The sequence below is a fragment of the Algoriphagus namhaensis genome (genome assembly GCF_042649705.1).
Lineage (GTDB): Bacteria > Bacteroidota > Bacteroidia > Cytophagales > Cyclobacteriaceae > Algoriphagus > Algoriphagus namhaensis.
In genome coordinates this window covers 532588-558775 of the sequence record NZ_JBHRZS010000006.1, presented here as the reverse complement: position 1 = coordinate 558775, position 26188 = coordinate 532588, and the positions used below count along the sequence as shown (strand labels likewise).

21 protein-coding genes are annotated in these 26188 nt (G+C 43.8%); 5 read left to right on the top strand and 16 right to left on the bottom strand.

Annotation, left to right across the window (positions count from 1 at the left end):
• The 14 genes from ACFOSV_RS06180 to ACFOSV_RS06115 all read right to left on the bottom strand — a co-directional run bounded on the left by ACFOSV_RS06180 (window position 1) and on the right by ACFOSV_RS06115 (window position 18581).
• Entirely contained in the window at window positions 1-1320 is a 1320-nt protein-coding gene (locus ACFOSV_RS06180; RefSeq protein ID WP_377904471.1) for an APC family permease, read from the bottom strand.
• Window positions 1321-1450: 130 nt separating this feature from the next.
• Complete coding sequence (ggt, locus tag ACFOSV_RS06175) at window positions 1451-3145, bottom strand: gamma-glutamyltransferase (protein ID WP_377904469.1); 1695 nt, start codon at window positions 3143-3145, stop codon at window positions 1451-1453.
• A gap of 47 nt (window positions 3146-3192) precedes the next feature.
• The gene (locus ACFOSV_RS06170; RefSeq protein ID WP_377904467.1) at window positions 3193-5649 is read right to left on the bottom strand and encodes a CehA/McbA family metallohydrolase; all 2457 of its coding nucleotides are present in this window, start codon (window positions 5647-5649) and stop codon (window positions 3193-3195) included.
• A 35-nt stretch (window positions 5650-5684) separates the two neighbouring features.
• Window positions 5685-7328, bottom strand: a complete 1644-nt coding sequence (locus tag ACFOSV_RS06165) for an arylsulfatase (RefSeq protein ID WP_377904465.1) — start codon at window positions 7326-7328, stop codon at window positions 5685-5687.
• Between the two features lie 253 nt (window positions 7329-7581).
• Entirely contained in the window at window positions 7582-9486 is a 1905-nt protein-coding gene (locus ACFOSV_RS06160) for an adenylate/guanylate cyclase domain-containing protein (protein ID WP_377904463.1), read from the bottom strand.
• A 127-nt stretch (window positions 9487-9613) separates the two neighbouring features.
• Window positions 9614-10231 carry a DUF6434 domain-containing protein gene (locus tag ACFOSV_RS06155; RefSeq protein ID WP_377904461.1) on the bottom strand — a complete coding sequence of 206 codons (618 nt, stop codon included), beginning with the start codon at window positions 10229-10231 and terminating at the stop codon, window positions 9614-9616.
• On the bottom strand, window positions 10218-11288 hold the full coding sequence (locus ACFOSV_RS06150) for a DUF3500 domain-containing protein (RefSeq protein WP_377904459.1): 1071 nt from the start codon (window positions 11286-11288) through the stop codon (window positions 10218-10220). The genes ACFOSV_RS06155 and ACFOSV_RS06150 overlap by 14 nt, the downstream gene beginning before the upstream one ends.
• Before the next feature lie 88 nt (window positions 11289-11376).
• Window positions 11377-12165 (bottom strand): hypothetical protein, encoded by a 789-nt coding sequence (locus tag ACFOSV_RS06145; protein ID WP_377904457.1) that lies wholly within the window; start codon window positions 12163-12165, stop codon window positions 11377-11379.
• A gap of 54 nt (window positions 12166-12219) precedes the next feature.
• Window positions 12220-12909 (bottom strand): hypothetical protein, encoded by a 690-nt coding sequence (locus ACFOSV_RS06140; protein ID WP_377904455.1) that lies wholly within the window; start codon window positions 12907-12909, stop codon window positions 12220-12222.
• A gap of 35 nt (window positions 12910-12944) precedes the next feature.
• A complete protein-coding gene (locus ACFOSV_RS06135; protein ID WP_377904453.1) occupies window positions 12945-14333 on the bottom strand; it encodes a sulfatase family protein in 1389 nt (462 codons plus the stop codon).
• A gap of 34 nt (window positions 14334-14367) precedes the next feature.
• On the bottom strand, window positions 14368-15177 hold the full coding sequence (locus ACFOSV_RS06130; RefSeq protein WP_377904451.1) for a peptidylprolyl isomerase: 810 nt from the start codon (window positions 15175-15177) through the stop codon (window positions 14368-14370).
• A 123-nt stretch (window positions 15178-15300) separates the two neighbouring features.
• A complete protein-coding gene (locus ACFOSV_RS06125; protein ID WP_377904449.1) occupies window positions 15301-16527 on the bottom strand; it encodes a S8 family peptidase in 1227 nt (408 codons plus the stop codon).
• A gap of 150 nt (window positions 16528-16677) precedes the next feature.
• Window positions 16678-18207 (bottom strand): amidase, encoded by a 1530-nt coding sequence (locus tag ACFOSV_RS06120; protein ID WP_377904447.1) that lies wholly within the window; start codon window positions 18205-18207, stop codon window positions 16678-16680.
• 14 nt (window positions 18208-18221) lie between these two features.
• Window positions 18222-18581, bottom strand: a complete 360-nt coding sequence (locus ACFOSV_RS06115; RefSeq protein ID WP_377904445.1) for a cupin domain-containing protein — start codon at window positions 18579-18581, stop codon at window positions 18222-18224.
• A 210-nt stretch (window positions 18582-18791) separates the two neighbouring features.
• Between ACFOSV_RS06115 and ACFOSV_RS06110 the strand changes: the two genes are divergently transcribed.
• Window positions 18792-19103, top strand: a complete 312-nt coding sequence (locus tag ACFOSV_RS06110) for a 3D domain-containing protein (RefSeq protein WP_377904443.1) — start codon at window positions 18792-18794, stop codon at window positions 19101-19103.
• Window positions 19104-19140: 37 nt separating this feature from the next.
• On the opposite strand, the gene ACFOSV_RS06105 is transcribed toward ACFOSV_RS06110, so the two are convergent.
• Complete coding sequence (locus tag ACFOSV_RS06105) at window positions 19141-20259, bottom strand: P1 family peptidase (protein ID WP_377904441.1); 1119 nt, start codon at window positions 20257-20259, stop codon at window positions 19141-19143.
• A 129-nt stretch (window positions 20260-20388) separates the two neighbouring features.
• On the opposite strand from ACFOSV_RS06105, the gene nth reads away from it, so the two are divergent.
• From nth to ACFOSV_RS06090, 3 genes are read left to right on the top strand one after another with little or no spacing between them, the layout of a single operon-like run.
• Complete coding sequence (gene nth, locus ACFOSV_RS06100) at window positions 20389-21057, top strand: endonuclease III (RefSeq protein ID WP_377904439.1); 669 nt, start codon at window positions 20389-20391, stop codon at window positions 21055-21057.
• A 3-nt stretch (window positions 21058-21060) separates the two neighbouring features.
• Window positions 21061-22839, top strand: a complete 1779-nt coding sequence (asnB, locus tag ACFOSV_RS06095; RefSeq protein WP_377904437.1) for an asparagine synthase (glutamine-hydrolyzing) — start codon at window positions 21061-21063, stop codon at window positions 22837-22839.
• Window positions 22836-24056 carry a glycosyltransferase family 4 protein gene (locus tag ACFOSV_RS06090; RefSeq protein WP_377904435.1) on the top strand — a complete coding sequence of 407 codons (1221 nt, stop codon included), beginning with the start codon at window positions 22836-22838 and terminating at the stop codon, window positions 24054-24056. Before asnB ends, ACFOSV_RS06090 begins: the two co-directional genes overlap by 4 nt.
• Here ACFOSV_RS06090 and gldB read toward each other — a convergent pair.
• Window positions 24019-25032 carry a gliding motility lipoprotein GldB gene (gldB, locus tag ACFOSV_RS06085; RefSeq protein WP_377904433.1) on the bottom strand — a complete coding sequence of 338 codons (1014 nt, stop codon included), beginning with the start codon at window positions 25030-25032 and terminating at the stop codon, window positions 24019-24021. The two genes, ACFOSV_RS06090 and gldB, sit on opposite strands and share 38 nt — an antisense overlap.
• A gap of 145 nt (window positions 25033-25177) precedes the next feature.
• Between gldB and ACFOSV_RS06080 the strand changes: the two genes are divergently transcribed.
• Window positions 25178-26182: a radical SAM/SPASM domain-containing protein gene (locus ACFOSV_RS06080; protein ID WP_377905304.1), complete on the top strand. Its 1005-nt coding sequence runs from the start codon at window positions 25178-25180 to the stop codon at window positions 26180-26182.
• The last annotated feature ends 6 nt before the right edge of the window (window positions 26183-26188 follow it).

Here is a 26188-nt window from a genome sequence, read left to right as displayed (position 1 = left end):
TTAATCTATTTCCTTTTTCTTACTGATTTTGAAATAGTTAAGAATATAGTAAAGGATGGCAAGAAAAACTATAAATAAACCCACGGCTACCAATTCATTTTGCGCCAACTGGAAAAAAATCCATCCTAAAGCCACCAAGGCAAAACTCCCCAAAACGTAACCAGCAGGGGCATAGAACACTTTTTCGCTGCGAACTTTCTCTTTGATTCTAAACTTGAAAAAAGCCAAAATCACCCCTACATAGACTACAATAGAGGCAGCAGTGACTAGGATGAGAAGATATCGGAAACTACCTGATGCTGCAAAAACAAGATCTAAAACGGCCAAAAAGAGGATTCCAAAGACTGGAGTTCCATACCTAGGGTGCAACTTTGAGAAAATATCAGGAAGCAAACCATCTATGGCCGCGGCGAATACAATTCTGGATTTCAGGAGAAAGATGGAGCTAAATGTACTCCAGACAGCGATAAAGGAGACGATCAAAATCAATGTAAAGCCCAATTTTCCCGAGATGGTTTTAGCCAACTGAGCCAAAGGAGCTTCTTGATTAGCGATAAGTGCTTCGCCCAAAACCCCTTGGACTACAAGGTGTAGTGAACAAAAAACCAAAACGACTCCTATGATTCCAATGATAAATCCAAGTGGAGCTGTTCGCTTAGGATTTTTTAATTCACCTGATACGGAAAGTGATAGCTCTCCTCCCAAAAACGCAAAGATCAAAAGAAGTGAGGCCTCGCCGAGTTGATTGAATTTGGGCCAGCCTTCCCAAGATAAATTAACTTGGTCTACAAAGGAAAATCCAAAAATCACCAAACCTACTAATGCAGTCACTTTAAGAAAGGTCAGCGTGCGAATCAGAATCATACTGTCTTTTATTCCCTTGATGCTGAGAAAAGTAATGATCCCAAGAATCAAGGAAAATAGGGTCAATCGAGCTCCGAATGTTTCGAAAATTGGGAAAAAAGAGGCTGCAATATCGGCTAGTGCATTCAGCAGAGCTCCACAAGCCATCACTCCCACACCAAACCAATACAAGATATTGGCCACGAAACCTGCGAGTGGACCGAAAGCCCGCTCGATGTACACATAGACTCCACCCGTGTCTTCGATTCGGCTACTCACCTCTCCGAAGCAAAGTCCTAGGCATAAAAATATCACTCCACAGAGCAAATAGGCCAGAATACTGGCATGTCCCAAAATCGCGTAGACTAAGGCCGGTAACAGAAAAATTCCACTTCCTATGGAAATGCTGAGAACATTAGTGATGACATCCCAGATGCCTAATTCCCGTTTTAACCCTTCCTCCTTGATTTGGCTCATATATTATTTTCTATATTTTTTTACTCTCTTTTTGCGTCTCTCATTACGCTTTTAAACTGAACGTCGCATTTCATCATTCGACCTTCGTAAATCGTCCTTTGTATTTCAGCAACCGTCCTTCGGATTTCCATCAATATCCTTTCGCAGCACCGTCTTCACTTGCTGAATCTGCTGCTCCAACATATGCCCTTAGACGAGCATCATAAGTAATGCCCATGAGGACCCCAATATTTGTAGTAGGAATCAGCGTATGACCCATTGCTTCCAATGCATCCCGAGTATCGGGTGAAAGGAGGTTTCGTTCATAAAGAATTCGATCCGGAAGCCACTGATGATGAATCTTCATCGCTTCAATAGCGCGATCAATCCGCATGTCATAGGCCAGGACGTTGAGCACCGTTTGGAAGACCGTATTAATAATGGTCCGTCCTCCTGGGCTTCCAATGACTAAGTAGGGCTTGTGATCTTTGGCCACAATGGTGGGTGTCATGCTAGATAGCATACGTTTCTCGGGAGCTACCAAATTGGGATCAGAACCGATCTGTCCCGTAGAAGTGGTAATTCCTGGAACTGGATTGAAATCACCCATTTCATTATTGAAGATGAATCCAAGTTTATCCGAGCCCATTCCGGCTCCGTAGCTATTCTCCAAGGTGTATGTAAGCGAAATGGCGTTTCCATCTTTATCGATCACCGAAAAGTGAGTGGTATGATCCCCTCCATAGAGTTGTCCAAACTTAGAAGAATCACTTTTTGAAGCTTGTGTTAAGTCGAGATTCTCAAACCGAGATTTAGCAAAATCCTTAGAAATCAAATGATCGATCGGCATCTCAGGATTGAAATCCGGATCACCTAGAAACTCCGCCCGATCCGCAAAAGCTCGTCGCATAGCTTCGGCCACAAGGTGCACATAGGCGGTGGAGTTGAATTCAATTTTGGAAATATCCGCTTCTTCCATCAAATTCATTATTTCGATTAGGGCTACTCCTCCCGAACTTGGAGGAGGCATGGAGAAGATCTCAAAGTCCTTGAATGTGGTCTTCACTGGCTTTCGCTCCACGGCCTCATACTTTGCCAAATCTTCCTGTGTAATGATTCCTCCATTGGCTTTCATATAGCGTTCGATCTCTTCGGCAACAGCTCCTTTGTAGAAACCATCTCTTCCCTGATCCCGAATGGCTTCTAATGTTTGTGCCAAAGCTGGCTGCTTCCAGAGCTCACCTGGGGCGACCACTTCTCCATCAGGCCCACGGAAAAAATTTTGCAAAATATCGTAGGAGGAATCTCTTTTTGATACCTGCAAAGCTGCCCGATATAAGCCAAATGACATTGGAAAGCCGTTTTTTGCCTGATCAATCGCTGGCTGCACCAATTCTCCCCAAGGTAATTTTCCATATTTCTGATGAGCTTGGTATAGTCCAGCGACGGTTCCAGGAACTCCAACGGAAAGCAAACCTTTGTGATTAGAGTTGTCTCGGATTTCTCCGTTTTCATCTAAAAACATGGTGGGACTTGCGGCCAAAGGTGCTTTTTCCCGGAAATCAAAAGTGGTGACATCCCCGTCCGCTTTCATGAAAACGATAAATCCACCCCCGCCAATATTCCCAGCTTCTGGATGCGTGACCGCTAGGGAAAGGGCAGTGGCTACCGCTGCATCGATGGCATTCCCTCCTTTTTTCAAAATAGAAACACCTACTTCCGAGCTTAAGTGATGGTCGGAAACCACCATCCCATTTTTGCCATAGGTTTGCGCATGCAGGGAGGTTCCGAGAGATGAAATTAGGAGCGCAAAAAGAGAAAGGTTCAGTAAAATTTTTGATTTCATATAGACCTTGATGTTAGGGTGTATTTAATGATTGGGTTCAAAGGCATTTAGTCCATCATTCCCCTTAATTTTTTTCGAGCTTCTTCGAATCGGTTCATCATTCGATTCATTTCGATTTCTCCATAGGCTCTTTTCGCAATGCTTTCTGATGCATCTATGGCCCGAATGAGATCTGCCGCAGCTTTCTCTCTGGAATCAGGATCAGTGCTTCCTATTGACTCAATCCAAATGGGGGAAGTATGCGCAAAAGGCCTAGCATGCATGGTAGGCCAAGTATCTTCTTTGAGTTCGCTCGTATAAGCTCGAATCGCTATCCAACCTCCTTCTGGAAGCACTATTTCGCCTTGATACTCACGCGTCTCACCTGCTTTAATTCCTTCGAAAGTCTCGACAACCTTGCCATTTACTACAAGTTCTACGATGTCGATATTATTCGTACTGGCAAGGGTAGCTGTCCAGTTTTGTCTTCCACTGCCAATCACATCTCCAGGTTGAGCATCTTCACCGACTCGAAAAAGTAAAGCTGGGCCTGTGGTCACAAATCCTTTACCGGCCATTGCGGCCTCTAGGACTGACCGGGATGAAATCTCCTCCCCATCCAAGCGCACATAGTTTCTCCCGGTACCAGCAGCCATGGTTCGATGAAAGTCTACCCACATGTCGGTTCCTGACATCGCTGCAACAGGGTTTCCGATATTTAGCAGACGATACCAAACCTCACTATTCCCCAAAGGGCTGGTCCAAGCACAGACCATTTCCAATCCGATGCGATCGGCCAAGACTGCATCTGAAATTAGCTCGATAGGGATAGGACCACTTGCGAGCTGCTCGAAAGGATCAGAGTCACTTTCTATCGGGTGAACATAGGTCGTAAACCCATCCATGCGATCTGCAAAGTCCACAACTTCCCCATTGCTTCGATCTGGATCACCTAGTTTTGGATTTGTAGGTCCCCAAAACCATGGAGAATAAGGTTTATCCACGCCAAGTAAGCTGACATGACCATGGAAATGAGAGCGAACCTCCTGACTTTGGACAACTATTCGACCATCCTGAATGGTTTCTTTTCCTAGAATGGAAGCGTCTATTCGTCTTTCCCATCGATTCCAAGACATGGGAGCAAGCAAGTCCAGATCTTCTCCAGCCATGGCTCTTAGGGCATCTTTATGCTTTGCTCGATGGTGCCCATCCCCATTCAGGTGCACATGATGATCGGCTGAAACATAGCCTGCAGCTGATGCATCCCAAATTGGTGAAAGACTTAGACTTGCTTCTTTTGAGGTATTTTCTTCAACTGAAATGGTAGATTTAACAACTGGAGTCAAGGGACCGCGAGCAGCTGAAATTTCATAATTGCCGATGGGTAGATTGAGCTCACTTTCTCGTTCAACATAGAAATAGTGTCGACCTGTCTGAGGGTCAGCATAGGTGGCATCCTCATGGAAGGCAACAGGAGACCCATCCTCACGAACAATAGAAACACGCGCTGTTGTTGGTTTTCCACTCGTATCACTCACTTGTATTTTTAAGTTTCCACTCGCTTCTCCAAGCTCCCAATTTTTGATCAAGACCTGTTCAGGAGCTCCACCGTAGGTATCAATGCGCATGAGTCGAAACTGACGGTTTTCGTCTAGCTCAACGAAAAACACTTGGTTTCCATCCGCACTGAAAGCTGGGGTAAGCGCGAATGGGTGTCCCTCCGTCAAGCGATGTTTGGCCCTTGGATCGTCTAGATCCATGGTCCAAAGGTGATAGTCATTGTCAATCGGAGCACTGTATACGATCAGTCTCTGATCAGGGTGTGCGTCAGCGGTGAAATGATATGTCAAGGTCTGCGCAAGGGCAATCGTATCTGCCCCAGATTGCATGTCTTTGATGCGAAGTACGCGATTTGCACCGAGTCCGTGGAGGTACATCAAACTTGTTCCGCCTGCCAGGCTACGTGAATTTCGTTCGACTTGCCTCAGATCAGTCAATTGCTCATCCACTCCTGTTGCAATATTTCTGCGTCGGAGATTGATCGAACCACTGATTCCTGACGAGTAATAAACCCACTCTCCATTGGTAGAAAACTCGGGATCAAGCTCAATGGCTTCAGTATCGAACCGGGTTTCTTTTCCACTTTTTAAATCCAAAACAATAATGGCTGTATTTCGACCTTCATCCCGAACGAATGTCAGCCAATTTCCATCAGGGGACCAACGTGGACGTGCATCGATTCCCGGGCCTTTTGTCAACCTGATCGCATCCCCTGTCTCCAAATTTAGATTCCAGACCCATCCTCTTGCAGCAAAAGCAAGGTGCTTCCCATCGGGTGCAGGCGCTGGGTCAGTAGGGCCATAAGCTAAAATTGGAAGTTCATGCTCCTCCAAATAAACATGATGGCCGAAGTCATCTAGCTTGCTGTATCGGTTGGTCCACTGTGCGGAAGCGATACTTGAGGAGAATAGAAATGCGGTAAATGAAATTAGAACTATTAAAAATGAGGGCCTTGTATATCGCATGTGGTTTTGATCTTGTGATTAATCTTTAAAAATTTCTACTCGTCGCTTTTTTGTGATCTTGGAGTGGGTAATATGACTCCAACATTCTGCGACCATTTTTCCCATTCAGCTAGCATTTCCTGATACTTTTCGGGGTTTTGATCTTTCAAATCAACCTGCTCGGCTAGATCAGTACTTAAGTCATAGAGCGCAAAATTTTCGATTTGAAAGGGGTAATCAACATTTAGTATTTTCCATTTTCCTTTGCGTAGCATAGCATCTCCACCATGCTCCATCCCAAAGACATAGTCTTCCGAATGGATGAATTGGGCTTCTCCGGTCAAAACGGGTAATAATGACGCTCCAAGCAGTGGCTTAACTTCCTTGCCATTCCAGTCATTTGGGTAGGTGGTTTCTGAAACTTCATAAAAAGTCGGTGCCAAATCCAAGAGCGTAAAGAAGGAGTCATTGATGCTTCCTTGGTTTGCTACGCCTGGTCCAGAAATGATCATGGGAACATTCATGCCACCTTCCGTGGTGAAGCCTTTGTAATATTTAAAAGGGGAACTGCCTGCTTCGGCCCATTGCGGGCCATAGGCGATATAGGAATTCACCTTGCCCATATCTTCATAGTTATCGGTGTACCTTTCCCTAAGAAAAGGACCAACACCATCGTTGTAATAAAAATCCTCTGCGGCCGCGCCATTATCAGACATAAAGACGATGAGTGTATTTTCGTACTCTCCGATTTCCTTCAGGTGTGTGATTAGCCTACCGATATTGTAATCTAAGTTATCCACCATCCCTGAATAGAGCTCCATTTTTCGGGCTTCCTTTTTTTGCTCCTCCGGAGAAAGACTATCCCAAGCTTTGACCCTAGGATGGGAAGGAGGCAATACCGCATTTTCGGGGATCATCCATGCTTTTTTCAAGCTTTCAAAACGCTTTTCTTTCAGTACCTCATAGCCATCGTCATAGCGCCCCTCGTATTTTTTCCAATATTTTTCATCCACTTGTAAGGGCCAGTGTGGGGAAGTGTAAGCAGCAAAGCCAAAAAATGGACGATTTTCTTCTTTACTTTCGCTAATGTAGGATATCAGCTTATCGGTATAAACGTCTGTCGAATAATCCCCCTCATTCCATGTAGTTTCCACCCCATCTTCTGTATAGGGTGAAATAGGATTCTTTTTCCATATACCTTTTGAGCTGTAATGATTGCTGCTGCTTTCGACAAGGACAAAAGAGTGTTCGAATCCTTTTTGATGAGGATTGTCTTCAGGTCTTAAGCCAAGATGCCACTTTCCTGACATAAATGTGGAATAACCTGATTTCTTTAATACTGCAGGAAATGGAACGATTCGATCCGTCAGGTGTCCTTCATATCCCACGGTGTCAGCCGTCAAACCCTGAACGCCCATACCTGCGATATGATTGTCGTTACCAGTCAGGAACATCGCCCGACTCGTGGCACAGAAGGGAGAAGCATGAAACCTGCTAAACCGGATCCCTTTCCGCGCAAGTTCATCTAGATTGGGCGTGTCTATATCCCCTCCAAAGCTTCCCAAATCAGCATAGCCTAAATCGTCTGCGACGATCAGCAGGATATTTGGCCTTTTTCGAGTCTCTTGGTTTTTTGTATTAGGAGTACATGCGAAAAAAGAAAAGATACATGCACAGATCAAAAAGTGAATTCTTCTCATTGGTTTGAATGCTTTGCTTAGGATTAAAAGTTAGGGAAATATTTCAATTAAATATTGTATGGGTTTTTTGCCCTCGGCTATAAGACTCTATTTTTTCCCGCAAATGTGCGCAGAAAAGTACGCGGATTCTGGGTGATATTTAATAAATCTGATTCTCGGCGAAGTGAGGGATGGCATGGCGTGCTGCCACTACTTCCGAATCCTTGGACCTAAGATGGGTTTTGCCACTGCCACTATCCACTGCTTCTGAGGACTAAGATTCTGCTTCCTCTACGTTCCACATGGGTAATTCTCCCTTGCCCTTGACCTCTATTTTGCCTCGGTATTCAAATCTAAATCGAGGATCATCCTTCACATGCTCATAGGTGGCCTCTGAAATATTTACATGGTTGAGTTCGCAGTTACTTTCCATTCGTTGAGCCACATTCACTGTATCACCCCAGATGTCGTATTGAAACTTCTTGATACCGACGATTCCTGCGACGACTGGCCCCGTGTTGATTCCACAGCGCATGTCAAATTTTACCCCGGCCTTGATCTTAGAGTTGTGGTTTCGTTGGGCAATAAATGCATTCATTTTTAGCGCGGCCATCACCACATTTTCCACCGTGGATTCTGAATTCAAACCTCCGGCAGCCATGTAAGCATCGCCGATAGTTTTGATTTTTTCTAGCTTGTATTCATCAATGATGGTATCAAAGGCTTTGAAACAGATATTTAATTCCTTCACCAATTCATCCGCTGAAAGATTTGCCGCTTTTTTGGTAAAGCCTGCAAAATCTGTAAAAATCACGGTGACCTGTTCAAACTGCCTAGCTTCAGAATGTCCGGTAGCTTTGAGTTCTTCGGCTACAGCCGCAGGAAGAATATTGAGGAGTAATTCATCCGAACGCTCTTTCTCCTTTGCAATGATCTCGGATGACTTTTTGATGTATTGGGAGCGACGATAAAAGCCAATGGCAATCACTCCAAGCAGCAATCCAGAAATCACAAAGATGATTTGTCGATTCCGTGCTATTTCTAGTCGCTCGTTAAAGACCAGTTCCCTTTCCATTCTTGCCTGTTCGTCTTGAATGCTATCCAGGAGTTGTCTTTTTTCAAAGTCATAATTCAAGACCATTTGGGTCAAGGCCTTGGTATTGGACTCACTAAGAATGCTGTCTTTTAGGGCGGTTGCCTTCTTCATGTACTCTAGTTCTGAGCGATAATCCCCGGTCTTTTCGGCAATTTCCATCAGTCGTTCATAGGACATTCTCAAGACTTTAACCTCATTGGCTTTTTCGGCATTGATCAAGGACTGATCCGCATGATATTTGGCTTTATTTAGCTCATTGATCTGTTGATAGAGGTTTGCCAAGCGATTGTGTGTATAGGCTAGGCCCCGGGCATAGCCTAAAGAATCCCGGATTCGAAGCGCTTCGAGCAATGTTTCTTCAGCTAATTTGTAGTCGCCTTTGATCGCGTAATTGTTTCCCAGGTTACTGAGAGAAATCCCAATGGCATATGGATTTCCTGTTTGAACAGCCGCTTCATTCGATAGTTTGTGATAATAAATGGCGGAATCAATAGGCCCTGTATGTTCAAAAATGATAGCTAGATTATTATAGCTTCCTTGGATTTCGGCAGGATCGTCAAAGCCTTTGTCAATCTCGACAGACTTTCGGGCATGGTAAAAGGCCGAATCGTACTCATGCTGATCGTAGTAAAGTAGGCTAAGACTACTATGGCTAGCCGATACACCGCTGAGATTTCCAATTTCTCTGTAAATGTCCATAGCGATCAATCGGTTTTTTGCAGACTCATCGATGTCGCCAAATGCTGCATACTGTGTTGCCAAAAATCCATGAGCTCTGGCTCGGTCTTGATCAAGTCCAAGTTCCTTCATCTTTTCGATCAAGGCTAAAATGGCCTTTGGATCAGCAAGACTTGGATCTTTTTCCTGAGTTGTTAATGCTTTGTAAAGGGTAGCTTGAGTAAGGATTTTAGTGTTGCCTGATTGTTCGGCTAGAATGATGGCCTCATCGGCCAAAGAAATGGCTCGCTCATACTCATAATCCGAATAGGCTTGGTAAGCTTGGTTTACGAGACTATCCAAACTTTGCCCAGTGGAAATAATAGGAGAAATCAGGAAAAGAAGAAAAAACAGTGATTTTCGCATGCCTCAAAAAATCTAATTCACCTGAATTTAAGGAATTTATCTTAAACCAATTGAATATTCTTGCTTCAATCAAAGCAGACAATTTACCTCCAGCCAAATTTGACTTTGTCCCAAGCTTTTGCCCTCTTCACTCTAAAAATTGAAGATCAGATTTTTCAAACCTGACCACCCCATCTGCTGACTTTTGCGTCTTTTTTGCAGCCCAGCATTTCTTGGCGTCTTTCAATTTTAGCCCCTCGGTTGCCTCAAAAAAATCCCTCAAATATTGATTGAACATATTATGAGGTCGAATGACTCGCTTGAAATTTGGATCCTCTTTTCGCTTTTCTAGTTTATTCCATGCCTCTACAGCGTCGCCTAGTGTCTTGCCCGGATTCAAATTTGCCCAATCCATAAAATCACTGTGGCAATAAAAATGATCTCCAACCTGGGACTTCATAAAATTCCTGAAATTTGGGCCGAAGGATACATTATCCGTCAAAACAGTCTCTAGGGTCAGTTTTTCTCTTGCCCAGTTGAATTTAGATGTAGTTGCTTTCTTTGGCTTTTTGGGAAAAGGAGTCCCCGGATGATCCAATTCATGCGCGATTCTATCCCTCAATTCAAACTTGCCGCCGGTGTAGGAGAGGCCGAGTTTTTTGCAGATGTCTACCAATTCAGCTTTAAGCCAATACCAAGATTTGAATTCTTGGCCAGTCTTAATTTCTGAAAATTTAGGTCGATTTTCTGTCTTACTCGTGCTCATGATCCATGCGGTGTTTTGCAAGGATATCGACACCAAAATCATTTCCTTTTTCCCGCCAGATGGCGTGGATATGATTACCATTATTTAGGAAACCAACATTATCATACTCGATAATGAAATCTGGTGTGTGAATTGAATAGTAGTGCGGATTTCTTGGCTCAAATTTCCCTATCCAAGCAAAATAAATTTGATCTTTTGGGGTAGCGTGGAGGCGGGCTAGATACGTTTCGGCATTTTGATGCTCTAGATTACCTATAAATTCCTCGATGATGTAATGCAGGATTTTTTCCTGTCCTTCGTCCAAATCAGAGGCTTGAATGCCCTGGTATTCGCTGAGTCGTTGCTCTGAACCTGGGGCAGTCAAAATATCCCCAGGAACATCACGACTCAAGACAGCTTTTGCTTTTTGCTCTTCTGAAAGAAGATTAATCAGCCAGAAGCCATAATCCTCCTCTTTGCTCAATGCCCTTAGACCCGAATATTGAGTTACTTCTACTTCTGCTGGATCCGTTCCCATAAATAATGGTGTCATAGAATAGCTGTCCCCGGCAACGGACAAGTTGATGGATAAATGGTGCCCCTCGAATTTCAATCCCCAAATATCATCTTCAGCGGGGTCGCCCCAGACAGCAAAGAAGTAATTGCCATAGTCCCAATTCAGCCCTCGGATCATCTTAATGGTATTTTCGGGGACTTCTCCTTTTTGATAGCTGATTTCAAATATTTCATGGAGAATATCATCCAATTGAAGGATTGCAAAAGATTTTAAATAGCCCTGAGAGCTAAACATTGTGGTCAAAAGTCTATGGAATTTTAACTTGCTTTGATCAGAAAAATCCCCAAATCTGGCTCCAACTCTGGGCGCAAGACCCAAGGGCAAGTTGGTCCATTCGGTGCGCATTGAGTCTTCAAAATTGAGCATAGCCTGAGCTTTCAGGTCTTCATCAAAGGTATCGATCAGCTCTAGGGTGGATTTTTGAAGATCTAATACAGACTGCGAAAAACTTGTTGAAAATGAGAGAAAAATCAGAAAAAGTAGGGTGAATAGGTATTTCATAGTGGGTCATTATTAATGAAAGAAGGTAAGCTTAAGAATTAAACCCTAAGCCTATCAAGAATGAGCGAATAAGCTATGAATAATATCCTTATTTAGGAAATAGGAAAATCACTACGGCTCTCCATCCCCAATCAGCTTTCCCTCCATCTGGTGCTGCCAGATTGAATCTAGGGCCTATCACAAATTGAGTTTTTTGCTTACCCAGACTGGTCACAGCTGAGATGGTCGGATTTAACCAAACGGTAGTGGTAGAGGCTTTCCAATTTTGGGTCCATTCTAAATTTGCCCCGATTCCAGCCCCAGATTTCCAGTTGTACGCTACAAATGGCTGTAAAAACATTTGACTAACATCAGGCCTGTCTTCATTCCCTGCCACTGACCAGATTTGATTGATCAGTCCTCCCACAGTCCAGCCATTCATTTGTTTGAGGGCTACTGCTGTAGGTCCCATTCCGAATTTCTTTGTGGTCAAGAAATCATTGGTTCCAACAGGGAGCAAAAGTGCAGGGCCTACCCCCCAGGTGAGTTTCTCTGAATTGGCTGGTGAAAAGAAGGCCGACATCACGGCATCTCCTAAGCCTGCTTGTTTTTCTCCGGGTGCTGTGATATTGTATTGAGTGACGATCGGCAATACAACTCGTGTAATCAGGTTAATATTGTCGTTGATTTTCACCGGCAAGACGGGTTGGAAATTCATCGTATTTCGAGTCCCACGGAATTCACCGATTCCATAATCCGTATTATTTTGAAATGGCACAGAAATCAAGGATGCGATTGGGTTTGCTAGTTTTTTAGCAAGTTCTGCAGCATCATCTTGCGCGAAGGCCAAATTGAGGCTAAGGACTACCAAAAAGGAAGTAAATAGTAATTTTTTCATTGGGTCAGCTTAATGATGATAAATGTCCTTTAAGAAATATAGGCAATACAAAGATTAAGTTAGTGGTAAAGTGACAAACCAGCGAGCAAAGGATTCCCAGAATTCCGGATTAATTTTAAAAAGAACCACCGCATGGATAAATAAGAAGGTGGCTAAAGCAAGTGGAAATACCCATCGCCCTTTGGTCTCTTTGCGCTCCAAAATGATTAAAACCACTAGGATAATGTAGTCTACTGATATTGCCGACAAATAGCCGGTCAAGCCTTGGATTTCTAATACATTGAACATCACACGGGCCATCACCGGTTCGATCAAAGCCATTCCAGCCACAATCATCCCTCGAGCATGTATGGGCATAGAATTTTTAAACGTTATGGCTATGCCAAAGCCTAAGGAAAATATTATCAAATCCTTAAACGGAATCCACACCTCTGGTCCTACAAACTCTAGTTCGGGATCTATTCGATTATTTGCCAAAAGTGCCACTGAAACAAAGAGAATGGGAACCAATAGGTAAGAAAATTTACCTACAGCTTTATGAAGTTCATATTTCTTCGATTGAATCAAAATTGGCTGGATTACCAGCATTGCGACCCACAGGATCGCAGTTAGGGAATGGAAATGAAAGTATTGATTGAATTCGGCAGTGCCATCAAAAAATTTCGAAAAATAGGACGGCCAAAAGCCAATGAAGGTCATTATCAAAAACCCTAGATAGTAATAACCTGTGTTTTGAAACTTCATTTTTTAGGGGTTTTGGCTGATGAAACTAAAATGATTTACTCTTCCTTTGACTTTACTTTTCCTTCTAGATATTCATAGTGACTTCTATCCTGTGGTGTTCGAATCACCAGGCTTTCTGGCAAAGGCCCTAGTTGTTTAACTGCCAAATCCATCGACCGAATCATCTGAGCCACCTTTTCTGGGTTTTCTTTTGCCAAATTGGTGGTTTCGCCCGGATCATTCTGGAGATTGAATAATAAAGTGTCATGGGCAGGGACTCCTTTCGACCAAGGAGCACCTTTTGAGCCTTTAAATGGCAATTTCACTTTCCAGTTTCCCTCTTGGTATGCTCGTAGATCATCCAACATGTAGTATAAATGTTGGTCGCCTTCCCTCTTTCCATTTTCAAACAGAACCACACTTAAATCCTCCCCATCGATTTCCCGATCTTGAGGAAGTGGAGCCCCCACGATCGCAGAAATGGTAGGGAACCAATCCATTTGACTTGCCATATCCTCATAAACTTGGCCCGCTTCGATTTTTCCTTTCCACATGGCCACCGTAGGTACACGTACTCCTCCCTCAAAGGTGAATTGCTTCCCCTCACGGAGTGGGCCAGCGGAGCCCCCATGATCTTCCATCACGAGCCAAGGGCCGTTGTCCGAAGAGAAGATGACTAGAGTATTTTCCAGAATGCCTTTCTCCTCCAGTTTAGCTAGAATCTGTCCCACACTCCAATCGATTTCCTGGATCACATCTCCATAAAGCCCACGCTTCGATTTTCCATGAAACTCTGGAGAGGCATAGATGGGTACATGGGGTTGATTATGGGCGAGATAAAGTAGAAAAGGCTCTCCTGCGGCTTGATCAATGAATTTCAGAGATTCCTCGGTATATCGCTGTGTGGTATAAGTCTGATCTGGGTTAAATTCTTCGACCTCATTATCTCGCATATATACTACTGACGCCATGTCATTAGAGTAGGGGATACCAAAGTAACTATCGAATCCTTGATTCAGGGGAAGGTACTTTTGCATATGGCCCAAATGCCACTTTCCTACATGGGCGGTGCGATACCCTTTTTCCTTGAGTACTTCGGCAAAAGTGATTTCCTCAGGGGCCATACCGGTGAAGCTTTCTGGAAAGAAAACCGAATTGATCCCCATTCGCTGTGGCATTCTTCCTGTGAGCAATCCTGCGCGACTCGGGCTACAAACGGGCGAGGCCGAAAGGAAATGGGTAAACTTGATCCCCTCAGCTGCAATACGATCGATATTCGGAGTTTTGATATCTGTAGCGCCAAAAGTTCCAATATCTCCATATCCTAAGTCATCCGTGAAAATGTAGACGATGTTGGGGAAGTTGTCAGACTTTGGTGCAATGTTGTCTTGAGAACAAGAGGCAAGGAACAATGCTAAAGCCAAAAAGGATAAGAATGATCTCATGGTCCAGAAATTAGTCTGGCTAATAAGATACAAATTACTTTTCGACTATACGCATGCTCAGGATTCTCACATTTGCTATCGGTCGATCTCGGCTGTCAGTCTGCACAGCAGCAATGCTATCGACCACCTGAAGACCGGAGATTATTTCGCCAAATACAGTGTAATTCTGATCTAGATGTGGCTTGCCTCCTATCTCTTTATAGACCTGTCGATGGGCTTCTGGAATTATATATTTATCGATTTTCGAATAGCTTCTTTCTATACTGTCTAATTGGCTTGTAATCTGATTTACGACGGCGACATCCCTTCTTCTATTTGCTGCAGAGAGGGAGTCCATTAGCGGCTTGATTTCAGGATCATTCATCATGGCATGCTGTCGAAGGCGAGTATTAATTCTACCCTGCTCGTAGTCCAGAAGGCTGTCATTATGCACTATTCCCTGTACCAAGTAAAATTGCGTACTGCTAGAGGCACGAGTGGGGTTGTTGTTTCGGGCAGCGGCCAGGACTCCTCTTTTGTGAAATAAATCTGGACGAATTTCTGCAGGCACGGTATAGCCTAAATCTGTGGAGCCTAGTCTTTCCCCAGGAGCAGCATTTTTACTTTTGATGTCTCCCGCTTGGATCATAAAACCTGTAATTACTCTATGGAAAAGCAAGGAATCATACACGCCATCTTGGGCAAGCTTGATGAAATTATCTCGATGAAGCGGTGTTTCATCATAGAGTTTCACCACTATGGTTCCATGGGTAGTGACCATCTCTACTTTGGTTTCTTCAACAGTTGAAAAGAAAAGAAACACAGAGAAAATATTGATTAAAAAAAGTGATGTAATGATTCTCATAGAGTTCAGAGATTTTTTGAAATGGGAAAATATAGTGCGAATTAAGCAAGCTTTATTCATCCATTCAAAAAAAAGAGCAAGCCTATTCAGGTTTGCTCTTTTTGAAAAATTTTAAACTAGTGGTTACTTCACCGCGATTGGGTCAAGATTTCCATCAGGGTCATTGATAGCATTTCCGCCGGCTTTCGGTGTGCCAGTGAGAAGCAGTCCTGCAACGTGAGGAGATGCCATAGAGGTTCCATTGTAGCTGGCATAACCACCTGGTACGGTAGAAAGAACTCCTACTCCAGGCGCTGCGAAATCAACTGGTGGATTGCCGAAGTTTGAAAAAGAAGCGAATCTATCGCTGCTGTCAATCGCCGATACGGTGTACACGTTAGTCCCATTTGCCCTTGCTGGGGAGCTATTATTTGCATTCTGGGCTTCGTTACCCGCTGCTAATGCAACTTTTACTCCACTTGCGCCTAGTGCGACAACTGCATCGTCAAGAGCTGCAGATGGAGGGCCACCAAGGCTCATATTGGCTACATCTCCAATGGATCTGTTGGCAGCTACAAAATCAACTCCCGCGATGACACCTGAATAAGACCCTGAACCACGACTATCTAAAACCTTTACAGGGACAACAGTAGCTCCTGCGGCTACACCAATTACTCCAATATTATTGTCAATTGCCGCAATTGTTCCTGCTACGTGGGTTCCATGACCACTTCCGTCACTCGAAAGGTCTGAGTCTCTTCCTTTGGTAAAGGCATTAAAGCCTGCAGACACATTCACATTAAGATCAGGATGACTCGCGTCGATTCCTGAGTCGATGACATAGGCCTTGCCAGAGCCTGTATAAGTTGCTCCACCACCCACACGAGTGATTCCATAAGGAGTGCTTTGAGAAGGAGAACTTCCACCACCGCCGTCACCGAAACCAGGTCCTTTTCCTGGAGGTGGTGCCAGTTGAACAATCCGGTCTGGCTCAATAAACTGCACAGCTGGATCCTGGGACAAGGACATGTATTCTTCATCTGTAAGAGTTACAGCAAAGCCTTCAATAGCATTTCCATAGACGTGATCAAGGTTAGCTTCGGCAATTCGGTACTTCGAAAGAATATTGGTACTGATCTTACGCATGGATGCTTGATTAGCTGCGTAATCCTTCGTCTTCCTGAAATTCAATCCTTCTGGTTTCAACCTGACTATGTATTTACCGGGGATAATATCCCCATTGCCGAATTGTACTACTTCTACGACATTTGGAGAAAGGGAAGGAGACTCGGTCTGTTCTACGCAGGATGCTCCCAGAGTACCCACCATAATGCCCGCACAGAGCGAGAAGTGTTTTAATGTTTTGTTCATTAGTGTTTGGTTGATGGTTAAAATTTTAAATGGTTGAAAGCAATATAGAGCAAATAAATGGTCGATAACAATGATATATGGTAAAATTTTTTATTCCATCAGGTTGATTTGCAAAAAAAAATCACAACTATCTTTAATGAGTTTTTTCTCCTACATTTCGGGGCTTTTTCGATGTTTTGTTCCCTGTTCGTAGCTATAGGTAAGCTTAATTAAAGTAGGCTCCGCATACATTCTGCCCAAAAACTGAATCCCTGCCGGTAAATTTCCTGTGGTGTATCCCATCGGAACGGTGAATGCAGGTTGCCCGGTGTGCGGAGAAATAATCTGGGAATTGTCTCCTTTATACTCTTCCATAAATTTATCTATTAGGGCTGGGCGGTTGTTCCAAGAAGGATAGACTAGTACATCAAGTTTTAGCGAATCCATAGTAGCTTCAATGGCTTCGCGAAAAGCCATTCTGCGCTCATCCTCGTAAGCATTCCCACAAGGGCGACTGGTATTTTCCAGAGGATTTATTTGGGCCATATATTCTACTCTGGACTTGGCAAATTCATTTTTGCTACCCACTCTTATCACATCTTCTAAAGTGCTCATGGAGTCGCGTATCACATAAGTTTGAAGAAAATCCTCTAAATCATTTCTAAAAGTGGGACACCACTGATTTTGTCTTAGCTCATTAAAGCCGGGAACCTCAACAGCATCCACGATTTCCGCCCCCATGGATTCCATATCTTGGATAGCCTGATTAAAAAGCGCTGAGATTTCAGGATCTGGATCATTTTCGCTTAAAGTTCGAAAGACCCCAATTCGTGCTCCTTTCAATCCCTCCTCATCGAGATATTGGACATAATTGCTTTCTACTTTTCCTTCTGAATTGGCCGTAAGTGGATCTTTTGAATCGATTCCAGTCATAACTTGCAGGACTCTAGTGGCATCTTCTACGCTTTTGACCATTGGTCCAACTACGTCATTCCGAAGGTAAAGTGGGACGATCCCTTCACGGCTTATGAGTCCCAGTGTAGTACGAAATCCTACGAGGGCATTGTGGGAAGAAGGACCACGGATGGAATTTCCGGTATCAGTTCCAAGTCCAATAGTACCCAGATTTGCTGCGACAGCGGCTCCTGTACCTCCACTGGAACCTGCCGGCACATAGTCAAGATTGTAGGGGTTCCGCGTGATGCCAGCCGTAGAACTTTCCGAATGCATGGGAGAAAATGCCCATTCAGCCATATTGGATTTGGCCAAAATAATTGCACCAGCATCTTCCAGTTTTTGGATGATGAAAGCATCACTTTCTGGATAAAAATCTGCTAAGGCCAGCGAACCAGCTGTAGTCGGCATGCCCATCGTATTGATATTGTCTTTGACAATCATGGGAATCCCATGAAGTGTGCGGAGGATTCCAGTTTCCTTGTACTCTGCATCGAGTGATCGGGCTATTTCCAAGGCTTTCGGATTGATGATCGTAAGGGCATTAATTTTTGGATTTACCGAATCAATGCGAGCGAGGTATGCTCCCACCAGTGCAACTGCCGTTAATTGGCCTGAAGCATATTTCTCATGGATAGCCGAAATAGAAAGTGACTCTAGGTCTAGATCAAGCTTTTTCTTATCTGGCAAACAAGCCGAAACTAAAATGAGCCAAATGAGAGACAAAAGCTGAGTAGATTTTTTCATAGCAGTAGAAGAAGTTAGATCCTCTCGAATTTTTGAACCGTCTTTTCCGTCATCACATCTCCCGTATGTTTGGTGCCCTGCGGTTCGAAAAGAAGTAGCCAAACTTCCTCTTCAGCAATCGGATTATGTTCTACGCCTCTCGGGATTATGAGCATTTCCCCTTCATTTAGTGTAATCGTACGGTCTCTAAACTCGATCCGAAGTGTTCCTTTGATAATCAAAAAAAGCTCATCTTCTCCCTTGTGATCATGCCAAACAAATTCTCCCTTTACTTTGGCGAGTTTCACATCTTGGCCATTGAGTTCTCCAATGATTTTGGGAGTCCAGTGCTCTTTGATTAGATCAAATTTTTCGTTGAGATTGACTTTATTCATGAGAATTAAATATGTGGATCATCCGAATTTAGTTTAAATTTTGAAAAGGAATATAAATCTAGGACTGGGCTTCGACTACAGTTCCATGTATATTGAAGGGAGTTAACAAAAAGTTTGAGTTTGAATCTGATCAGAAAAATCAAAGTACATTTTTTTCCATTTGCCTTATTGCTTTGCACAATAGTTTATTGTCGCCCGAAAGAACGCACAATGGTTGTAAAGGCCTCAGCATACAATTCGCTAGAGGCTCAAACGGATAGCGAACCCAACATTGCAGCTTGGGGAGATACCTTAAAACCGGGTATGCTGGCGATTGCTGTTTCCCGAGATTTGCTCGATTCTGGTTTGAACCATGGACATGAGGTGAAAATTGATGGGCTGGAGGGCAGTTTTCTAGTTATGGACAAAATGCGTGGTCGATATACCAAAAGGATTGATATCTATATGGGAGAAGATCTTCAAAAGGCGAGAGAATGGGGCGTCCAAGAGGTAACAATTCGCTGGATTCCCAATCGCAAGTAGTAGCCTTAAAAACTCTTATCAATTGCTTTCAAATTGATTATTCCTTTTTTAGGTTTATCAAGTTTAAAATGTACTCCTTTGGCAATGCCTCAACAGAATTTCCATCTCTTCCGGTCATTGATTCTGCTGCAAACAATGAGTTGATGATTGCCTCTTCTGTGGCCTCGATTACGGCCATGAACAGTGGGGTCATGGCCTCATTGGGAAGTTCGTTGAAGTTTATTAGTCCCTTGTTTCCATAAGGTATTCGCAATCCTTCATTTGTGCTGAAAGCAATCACATAATCTCCGCTACCATTGGATGCTATTCCTCCTGTTTTTGCTAGGCCCATCATTGCCCGTTTGGCCATTCTTTCCAGGTTTCGATCCAAAACTGGGGCATCGGTGGCAATCACGATCATACAGCTCCCATCCGCTTTTTCCAGCGCATCTCGGAAAGGGTATTTACCCAGTTTTTCACCCACTGGCACTCCTGCGATTTGAAGATTGCCCCCGAAATTGGTTTGCACCAAAACACCTACAGTATATCCGCCAAGAGACTCGGGAAGTTTTCTTGACGAAGTACCTATTCCACCTTTCCAGCCAAAGCATACGGTTCCGGTGCCAGCCCCCACATTTCCTTCTTTCACTGGACCCGACTGAGCGGAAGAAATGGCTTGAATGACTTCATCTGGAGAAATGTGCATGCCACGAATATCATTCAGGTAGCCGTCGTTGGTTTCTCCCACTAGGGCATTCACAGAACCTACGCTCTCATTTCCGCTTTGTGAAAGGGTGTATCGAATTACTCCTTCCATCCCTGCAGCTACGCTTAGTGTGTTGGTCAGGATAATGGGACTTTCGATATTTCCCAATTCCATCACCTGCGTAGTCCCAGCTAATTTGCCGAAGCCATTGCCGACAAAGACCGCGGCAGGTACTTTTTGCTGAAAAATATTATCTCCATGCGGGAGAATGGCTGTAACTCCAGTGCGAATGTTTTCGCCCTCCACTTTGGTGAAGTGACCTACTTTCACCCCGCTGACATCTGTTATTGAGTTCAGGTCTCCGACGGGAAGAATGCCAAAAGGAATACCGAGGTCTCTCGGCCTCTCTTGGCTCATACTTAGCTGTGGCATAAAAATCAAAAAAAGGAGGAGGAATTGATGAGCTTTCATGAATCCAGTTTAATCTGATTTTGTGAAAAAAACTAAAATCTAGGATTTCCAAGTTTAAATACTTCAGGATTACCTGTTCAAAATCGGATTTTTTTTATCTTCACTTCCTCTTAACTAATTTTCTCTATAATGCTTAAAAAAGAGCGCTACGCCGCATTTATCAATCACTTTTCCGAAAACATGCCCGTAGCAGAAACCGAGTTGAGATATGATGACCCTTTCCAGCTCTTGGTCGCAGTGGTGCTTTCGGCCCAATGCACGGACAAGCGAGTGAATATTGTCACGGAGGCACTTTTTCGGGATTTTCCTACTCCAGAACACTTGGCGAGCTCTCATTTTGATGAGCTTTTCCCATATATCAAGTCCATTTCCTATCCGAATAATAAAACCAAACACCTTTTGGGTCTGGGGAAAATGCTGGTGGAAGACTTTAATAGTCAAGTTCCTTCTACGGTGGAGGAATTGGTCAAGCTTCCCGGAGTGGGTAGAAAAACAGCCAATGTGATCACTTCTGTGGTTTGGAATCAGCCCAATATGGCCGTGGATACTCATGTTTTTCGGGTGTCTAAAAGGCTTGGATTGGTTACCCAAACAGCTAAAACCCCGTTGGAGGTAGAAAAGCAACTCATTCGGCATATTCCAGAACAATATGTGCATGTGGCACATCACTGGCTGATTCTTCACGGGCGATATACTTGTCTAGCGCGAACACCAAAGTGCCAAGAATGTAGCATCACCCATCTCTGTAGGTATTTTGAAAAAAATCAAGGGGTGAATCTAAAATCAAAAAAAGCATAGCCCATGTGTGGAATTCACCTGCTCTGGGGCAAAGAGGCTAAGGAGGAAAACATACAGATTCTTTTGGAAGCAGGAAGGCATCGAGGTCCTGATCAGGAAGCCTCCCTTTCACCTTGGCCGGGGATCTGGATTGGGGTGAATAGGCTAAGAGTATCTGATCCCAGCCCGACCGCAGATCAACCTTTTTGGACTTCTGATCAGCATGCATTCCTGATTTGGAATGGAGAGCTGTACAACTCAAAAGAACTTAAAGCACTCCTGACTACCATGGGCCATACCTTTGTTTCGGATTCGGATACCGAGGTTTTATTGGTTTGGCTAAGATCCTTTGGGGAAAAAGGTATGTCTCGACTGAAAGGTATGTTCTCCTTCATCTTAGTTGATGTGGTCAATAAATCCATCCTTACCGCAAGAGATCCAAGCGGTGAAAAACCTCTTTATTTCAAACAGGATATTGATACCCTTTGTATCTCTTCCACAGCTAGTGGGATCGCCCAGGTCTTTGGCATTCCTGTGGACCCCAGGTCTTTCTCAAACTATTCGTATTTGCGGGCTCCGAGACATGGGCACTCTTTTTTCAATGGAATAAAAAACTGGAGACCGGGTCAATTTAGTAGCATACAGAATCATCTCAGTTTTCGTTTCGATCCTTTGCCTGAAACTCAGAGCCCGAAAGTAGACTTGACTTTGGAGACCTTTGAAGAGAAACTCAGGCATGCGGTCACTCGCCAGATTCAGGCAGATGTACCAGCAGGGATGCTACTCAGTGGAGGTGCAGATAGCAGTTTGCTTTATGCGATTTGGCACAAAGAAACTGGTGAGCGACTTCCAGCATTCACTTTGGAAGTAGAACCAAAATATCAGGGCAAATATCAAGATGCCAAGTATAGCAAAGCCTTTGCTCAGCAGTTTCCGTGTGATTTGGTGTCTGTTCCTATTACACAGGAAATCTTCCTTTCCGAGTGGGACGAATTTCTCGCGAGTGTAGATCAGCCCGTGGGTGATTCTGCTGGGTTTTTGCTCTGGTTTTTGGGGAAAAAAGCCAAAGAGAAAGGCATCAAAGTTTTAATTTCAGGTGCAGGAGCAGACGAGCTTTGGGGAGGTTACAGGCGGCACTCGGCATTTCAAACTTATCTCGCGCATAAGGATTGGTTGCTGTGGGCCAAACCGTTCATGCAAAATCTGCCATTACCAAGAGAGTATTCCAAGTTTTTTAAGAGCATCAAGTCAAGCGAAAATCATACGTTCCTCAATTTTTCTGGACTGAGACCAGTGCCAAAAGAGGTTTACGAGTATGTTGATCGATTTTTTGTCAAAAACCTACCGCCATATAAACGTGCTCTAGACTTTGATCGAAAAGTCTATCTAGTCGAGGATATTTTGAAAATTCAAGATCAATCCCTGATGGCACATGGAATAGAGGGGCGGTCACCATATCTCGATTCGGATTTGGTTGATTTTTGGAGAAAAGTGGAAAATGAGGACTTGCTCACTGAGAAAAAATGGATTCATGAGCTCTTAAATCAGCATGGTTTGGAGGAAATTTCAAATAGGCCTAAACTGGGCTTTGGACTTCCTCTATTGGAGTGGTTTCTAGATGGAGGACCAGTAGCAAAGCGAGTTTTTTCTATCCTTAAAAAGTTTGGTCAAAGTCACCAAAAGGACCTGGCCGATGAAATTTTTCAAATTACTCAAACCCCAGAAAAATTCGTTAAATCGGATTTTTTGATGCTATATAATTTATTTCTTTTGGCAGAATGGGTGAACTTGCGAAACGCATGAAAATCATCTACATCCATCAATATTTCAGAACGCCAGAAGAAGGGGGAGCTACGAGATCTTACTATCTCGCCAAGGGGCTTGCTGAGGCTGGCCACGAGGTGGAGGTGATTTCCGGTGGAGGAGAGAAATATGATTTGAAGCGGATGAATGGCTTTACTGTCCATTATCTCCCAGTATCCTATACCCAGGAATTTGGATTTATACGCAGAATTTTTGCCTTCCTGAGCTTTGTAAGACTAGCAAAAAACCTCCTTCGAAAACTTCCCAGAGCAGATCTTTTTTACATCTCGTCCACTCCTTTGACCACGGGTTGGATTGGCCTTTGGGCAAAGAAAAAGTTTGCGGTACCCTACATCTTTGAAGTTCGTGACCTTTGGCCAGAGGCCCCAATTCAAGTGGGTGTCATACGCCATCCCCTCTTGATTAACTATCTGAAAAGGCAGGAAAAAAGGATTTATGAAAACGCGCTTCAATTAGTTGGGCTTTCTCCAGGTATGGTAAATCACATTCATCAAACCTGTCCCGAGCAATCCGTTCATTTAATCCCAAATTTTTCAAATCCTGAAACTTTTTTCCCGCAAGAAAAACGCGATGATGTCCTGAAAAAATATGGATTGGAAAAGCAATTGACGATCGCTTACACAGGAGCTATTGGTCGAGTGAATGCTGTAGAAGAACTCTTAGATTTTGCAGATTATGCACAGGCTGAAGGCAAGGCTTGGCAGTTCTTGATAATGGGAGCAGGGAGCGAAAAGGAAAGTCTAGAGCGCATGGCCGAAGAAAGGGGACTCTCAAGGGTACATTTTATTCCTTTTGGGTCGAAGGCAAAGGTAAATGAGGTGTTGGGTATGGCTGATTTCGCCTGGATTTCTTTTGCAGATTTGCCTGTTTTGAGTACGAATTCACCCAATAAATTTTTCGACGCTTTGGCCGCGGGTAAGGCCATTCTCATTAATCACAAGGGGTGGGTGCATAGGCTGGTGAAGCAGAATGAACTTGGTTTTTCTGTTTTCCATAGGAAATGGGAAAAACTTTATCTCAAGCTTGAGGAGGTGGAATGTGACCCAAAACGGCTTCAAGCCATGCAGCAGAATGCTTTGAAGTTATCAAGACAATTTTTTACTCATCAAATCGCTGTGGAGCGACTTTTATATATTCTAGAGCCAGAGAAATATCCTCTTACTCCAGCCCGCGAGGCCTATATCCGGATTGCCTGAAGATTTTCTCCGTATCCTTTTCTGCCATAAGGTCTGCCAGGTTCACATCATTTGAAATTTGGTAGTCATCCACAATGTTCCAGCCCAGCCACCTACCGATTCGACCTGGGGCCTTGGTACTTATGGCATCTGTGCTAGGAGCCTCGCCAAGATATTTCTGGATTTCAAAGGGGTTTGTTTCGTACAGTAGTTCGTTTTCCACAAAGTGTGCCCAGATGTATTCCTCATTGGCATAAATTTCTCCGACTTCATCCTCGGTGTATCCGATGATCAGGCCTTCGGAAGTACAGGGCAGGATACTCTTGGTAAAATGATAGGCCTTGCCATAATAAACCATTTCCGCAAGGAGAGACTGATCACTTAGATCCACTTCGTTAAATTGAGAGGACATGGCCGTTACAATCATGGGTACCAAATACGGAATGTCATAGCGATCGGCCATATAGCGCGGTAAGTCCGGCTGAAATGGATGAGTGATGGGTAGAAAGTAATCCAGTCCAATTACAATCAATTCGGGAGTAATCACCAAATCGGAATTAAACCCGCTGACAAAGGAATAGACTTTTGGAGGAATAAAATAGGGGAAGTAAAACTGAATGTATTTGAATGCGTTTTCCAGATCTTTTTCCACTTGACTTAGATCGGGAATTTCTGTCTTCACCGCCTTGTAAAGTTCCAGCATAGCCGAGTCCTGATGCACTTGAATCAGGGAGCTGACCAAAGAGTCCTGATTGAGATAAAGCTCAGGCTGTAGGTAAATGGACGTGAATTCTGGATGTTTTTCCATAAGAAAGAAAAAATCCTCAGGGGTATTTGCCGTGAAAAAATCATCTTCCAATCGTGTAATTTGAACCTCTAAATCACTTGACAAAATCTCTTCGTCCAATTCGCATTTTTGCTCTTCAGGCCCGCAGGAGAAGATAAGTAGCAGTGAAAAGGGAAGAATTTTACTGAAAGTGGATCGAAATGGCTTCATTAAAATTTGGCTTTAGGAAAGCGAAAGTAAGGAATCTTGAGTTTCTCCTCCAATGTCGTTTAAAGCTTTCTAACGCCAAAAACAATGGAGATGACATTTGAAATCACATTTTTTTAATCCTCTTGCTCTTGCGTTATTTACTCCTGTGAAAAATCAATGGCTGACATTTTTGGCATTTGCGCGGTATTTGACCATAAGAAAGGTGGTTAATTATGCTCAATTGGGTCTTTCTTTTCAGCTATCTCGATTGCTTCAAAAACCCATTCTTTGGGGTATGCCCACCACCCTTAGTGTCGAGCCCACCACTTCATGTAATCTCCGTTGCCCGGAATGCCCTTCTGGACTGCGATCTTTTACACGACCCACCGGAATGCTCCAGAATGACCTGTACGATCAGGTAATCCAGCAAGGAAAGAAACACTTGACTTGGCTGCATCTTTATTTTCAGGGTGAGCCTTTTCTAAATCCTCGATTTTTTGAAATGGTGAAAACGGCGGATCAAAGTAAAATCTTTACCTCAACTTCCACCAATGCCCACTATCTCGACGAGAAAAATGTCCAAGCTTGTTTGGATAGCGGATTGAAGCAACTGATCGTCTCCATGGATGGGTTGACGCAGGAGGTGTATGAAAAGTACAGGGTTGGTGGAAACTTAGAAAAGGTGGAAAAGGGGCTAAAGCTCCTTTTGCAGCATAGAAAAGAAAGAAAAATGACTTATCCTCGGGTCGTCCTCCAGTTTCTAGTTACGGGACAAAATGAACATGAACTACCTGATTTGAAGCGTTGGGCAGAGGAAATGGGCGTGGACGAGCTCCAGCTCAAAACGACTCAAATCTACGATTACCAAAACGGTTCGGAGCTTATACCCAGTGATCTCGGATATTCGCGCTATCTTCCTAATGGTGACGGAACCTGGCGACTCAAGAAGAAAATCCAAAATAAATGCTGGAGGATGTGGCAGGGGGCTGTTTCAACTTGGGATGGCAAAATTGTCCCTTGTTGCTTTGACAAGGATGCCAGCCATGTGATGGGAGGGCTGGACCAAATGACCTTGAGGGAAATTTGGCGTTCAGTACCCTATTTTCAGTTTAGAAATCAACTTCTCTCTGATCGAACAGAGATCGATATTTGCCGAAACTGCACCGAATAGTACCTT

What these genes read in the sequence shown, in the direction of transcription:
- asnB (WP_377904437.1), top strand. Translation starts at nt 21,061, where the DNA reads ATGTGTGGAATTCACCTGCTCTGGGGCAAAGAGGCTAAGGAGGAAAAC.
- ACFOSV_RS06115 (WP_377904445.1), bottom strand. Translation starts at nt 18,581, where the DNA reads ATGAATAAAGTCAATCTCAACGAAAAATTTGATCTAATCAAAGAGCAC.
- ggt (WP_377904469.1), bottom strand. Translation starts at nt 3,145, where the DNA reads ATGAAATCAAAAATTTTACTGAACCTTTCTCTTTTTGCGCTCCTAATT.
- ACFOSV_RS06120 (WP_377904447.1), bottom strand. Translation starts at nt 18,207, where the DNA reads ATGAAAAAATCTACTCAGCTTTTGTCTCTCATTTGGCTCATTTTAGTT.
- gldB (WP_377904433.1), bottom strand. Translation starts at nt 25,032, where the DNA reads ATGAAGCCATTTCGATCCACTTTCAGTAAAATTCTTCCCTTTTCACTG.
- ACFOSV_RS06145 (WP_377904457.1), bottom strand. Translation starts at nt 12,165, where the DNA reads ATGAAAAAATTACTATTTACTTCCTTTTTGGTAGTCCTTAGCCTCAAT.
- ACFOSV_RS06130 (WP_377904451.1), bottom strand. Translation starts at nt 15,177, where the DNA reads ATGAGAATCATTACATCACTTTTTTTAATCAATATTTTCTCTGTGTTT.
- ACFOSV_RS06155 (WP_377904461.1), bottom strand. Translation starts at nt 10,231, where the DNA reads ATGAGCACGAGTAAGACAGAAAATCGACCTAAATTTTCAGAAATTAAG.
- ACFOSV_RS06160 (WP_377904463.1), bottom strand. Translation starts at nt 9,486, where the DNA reads ATGCGAAAATCACTGTTTTTTCTTCTTTTCCTGATTTCTCCTATTATT.
- ACFOSV_RS06165 (WP_377904465.1), bottom strand. Translation starts at nt 7,328, where the DNA reads ATGAGAAGAATTCACTTTTTGATCTGTGCATGTATCTTTTCTTTTTTC.
- ACFOSV_RS06125 (WP_377904449.1), bottom strand. Translation starts at nt 16,527, where the DNA reads ATGAACAAAACATTAAAACACTTCTCGCTCTGTGCGGGCATTATGGTG.
- ACFOSV_RS06150 (WP_377904459.1), bottom strand. Translation starts at nt 11,288, where the DNA reads ATGAAATACCTATTCACCCTACTTTTTCTGATTTTTCTCTCATTTTCA.
- ACFOSV_RS06170 (WP_377904467.1), bottom strand. Translation starts at nt 5,649, where the DNA reads ATGCGATATACAAGGCCCTCATTTTTAATAGTTCTAATTTCATTTACC.
- ACFOSV_RS06105 (WP_377904441.1), bottom strand. Translation starts at nt 20,259, where the DNA reads ATGAAAGCTCATCAATTCCTCCTCCTTTTTTTGATTTTTATGCCACAG.
- nth (WP_377904439.1), top strand. Translation starts at nt 20,389, where the DNA reads ATGCTTAAAAAAGAGCGCTACGCCGCATTTATCAATCACTTTTCCGAA.
- ACFOSV_RS06180 (WP_377904471.1), bottom strand. Translation starts at nt 1,320, where the DNA reads ATGAGCCAAATCAAGGAGGAAGGGTTAAAACGGGAATTAGGCATCTGG.
- ACFOSV_RS06110 (WP_377904443.1), top strand. Translation starts at nt 18,792, where the DNA reads ATGGTTGTAAAGGCCTCAGCATACAATTCGCTAGAGGCTCAAACGGAT.
- ACFOSV_RS06135 (WP_377904453.1), bottom strand. Translation starts at nt 14,333, where the DNA reads ATGAGATCATTCTTATCCTTTTTGGCTTTAGCATTGTTCCTTGCCTCT.
- ACFOSV_RS06140 (WP_377904455.1), bottom strand. Translation starts at nt 12,909, where the DNA reads ATGAAGTTTCAAAACACAGGTTATTACTATCTAGGGTTTTTGATAATG.
- ACFOSV_RS06090 (WP_377904435.1), top strand. Translation starts at nt 22,836, where the DNA reads ATGAAAATCATCTACATCCATCAATATTTCAGAACGCCAGAAGAAGGG.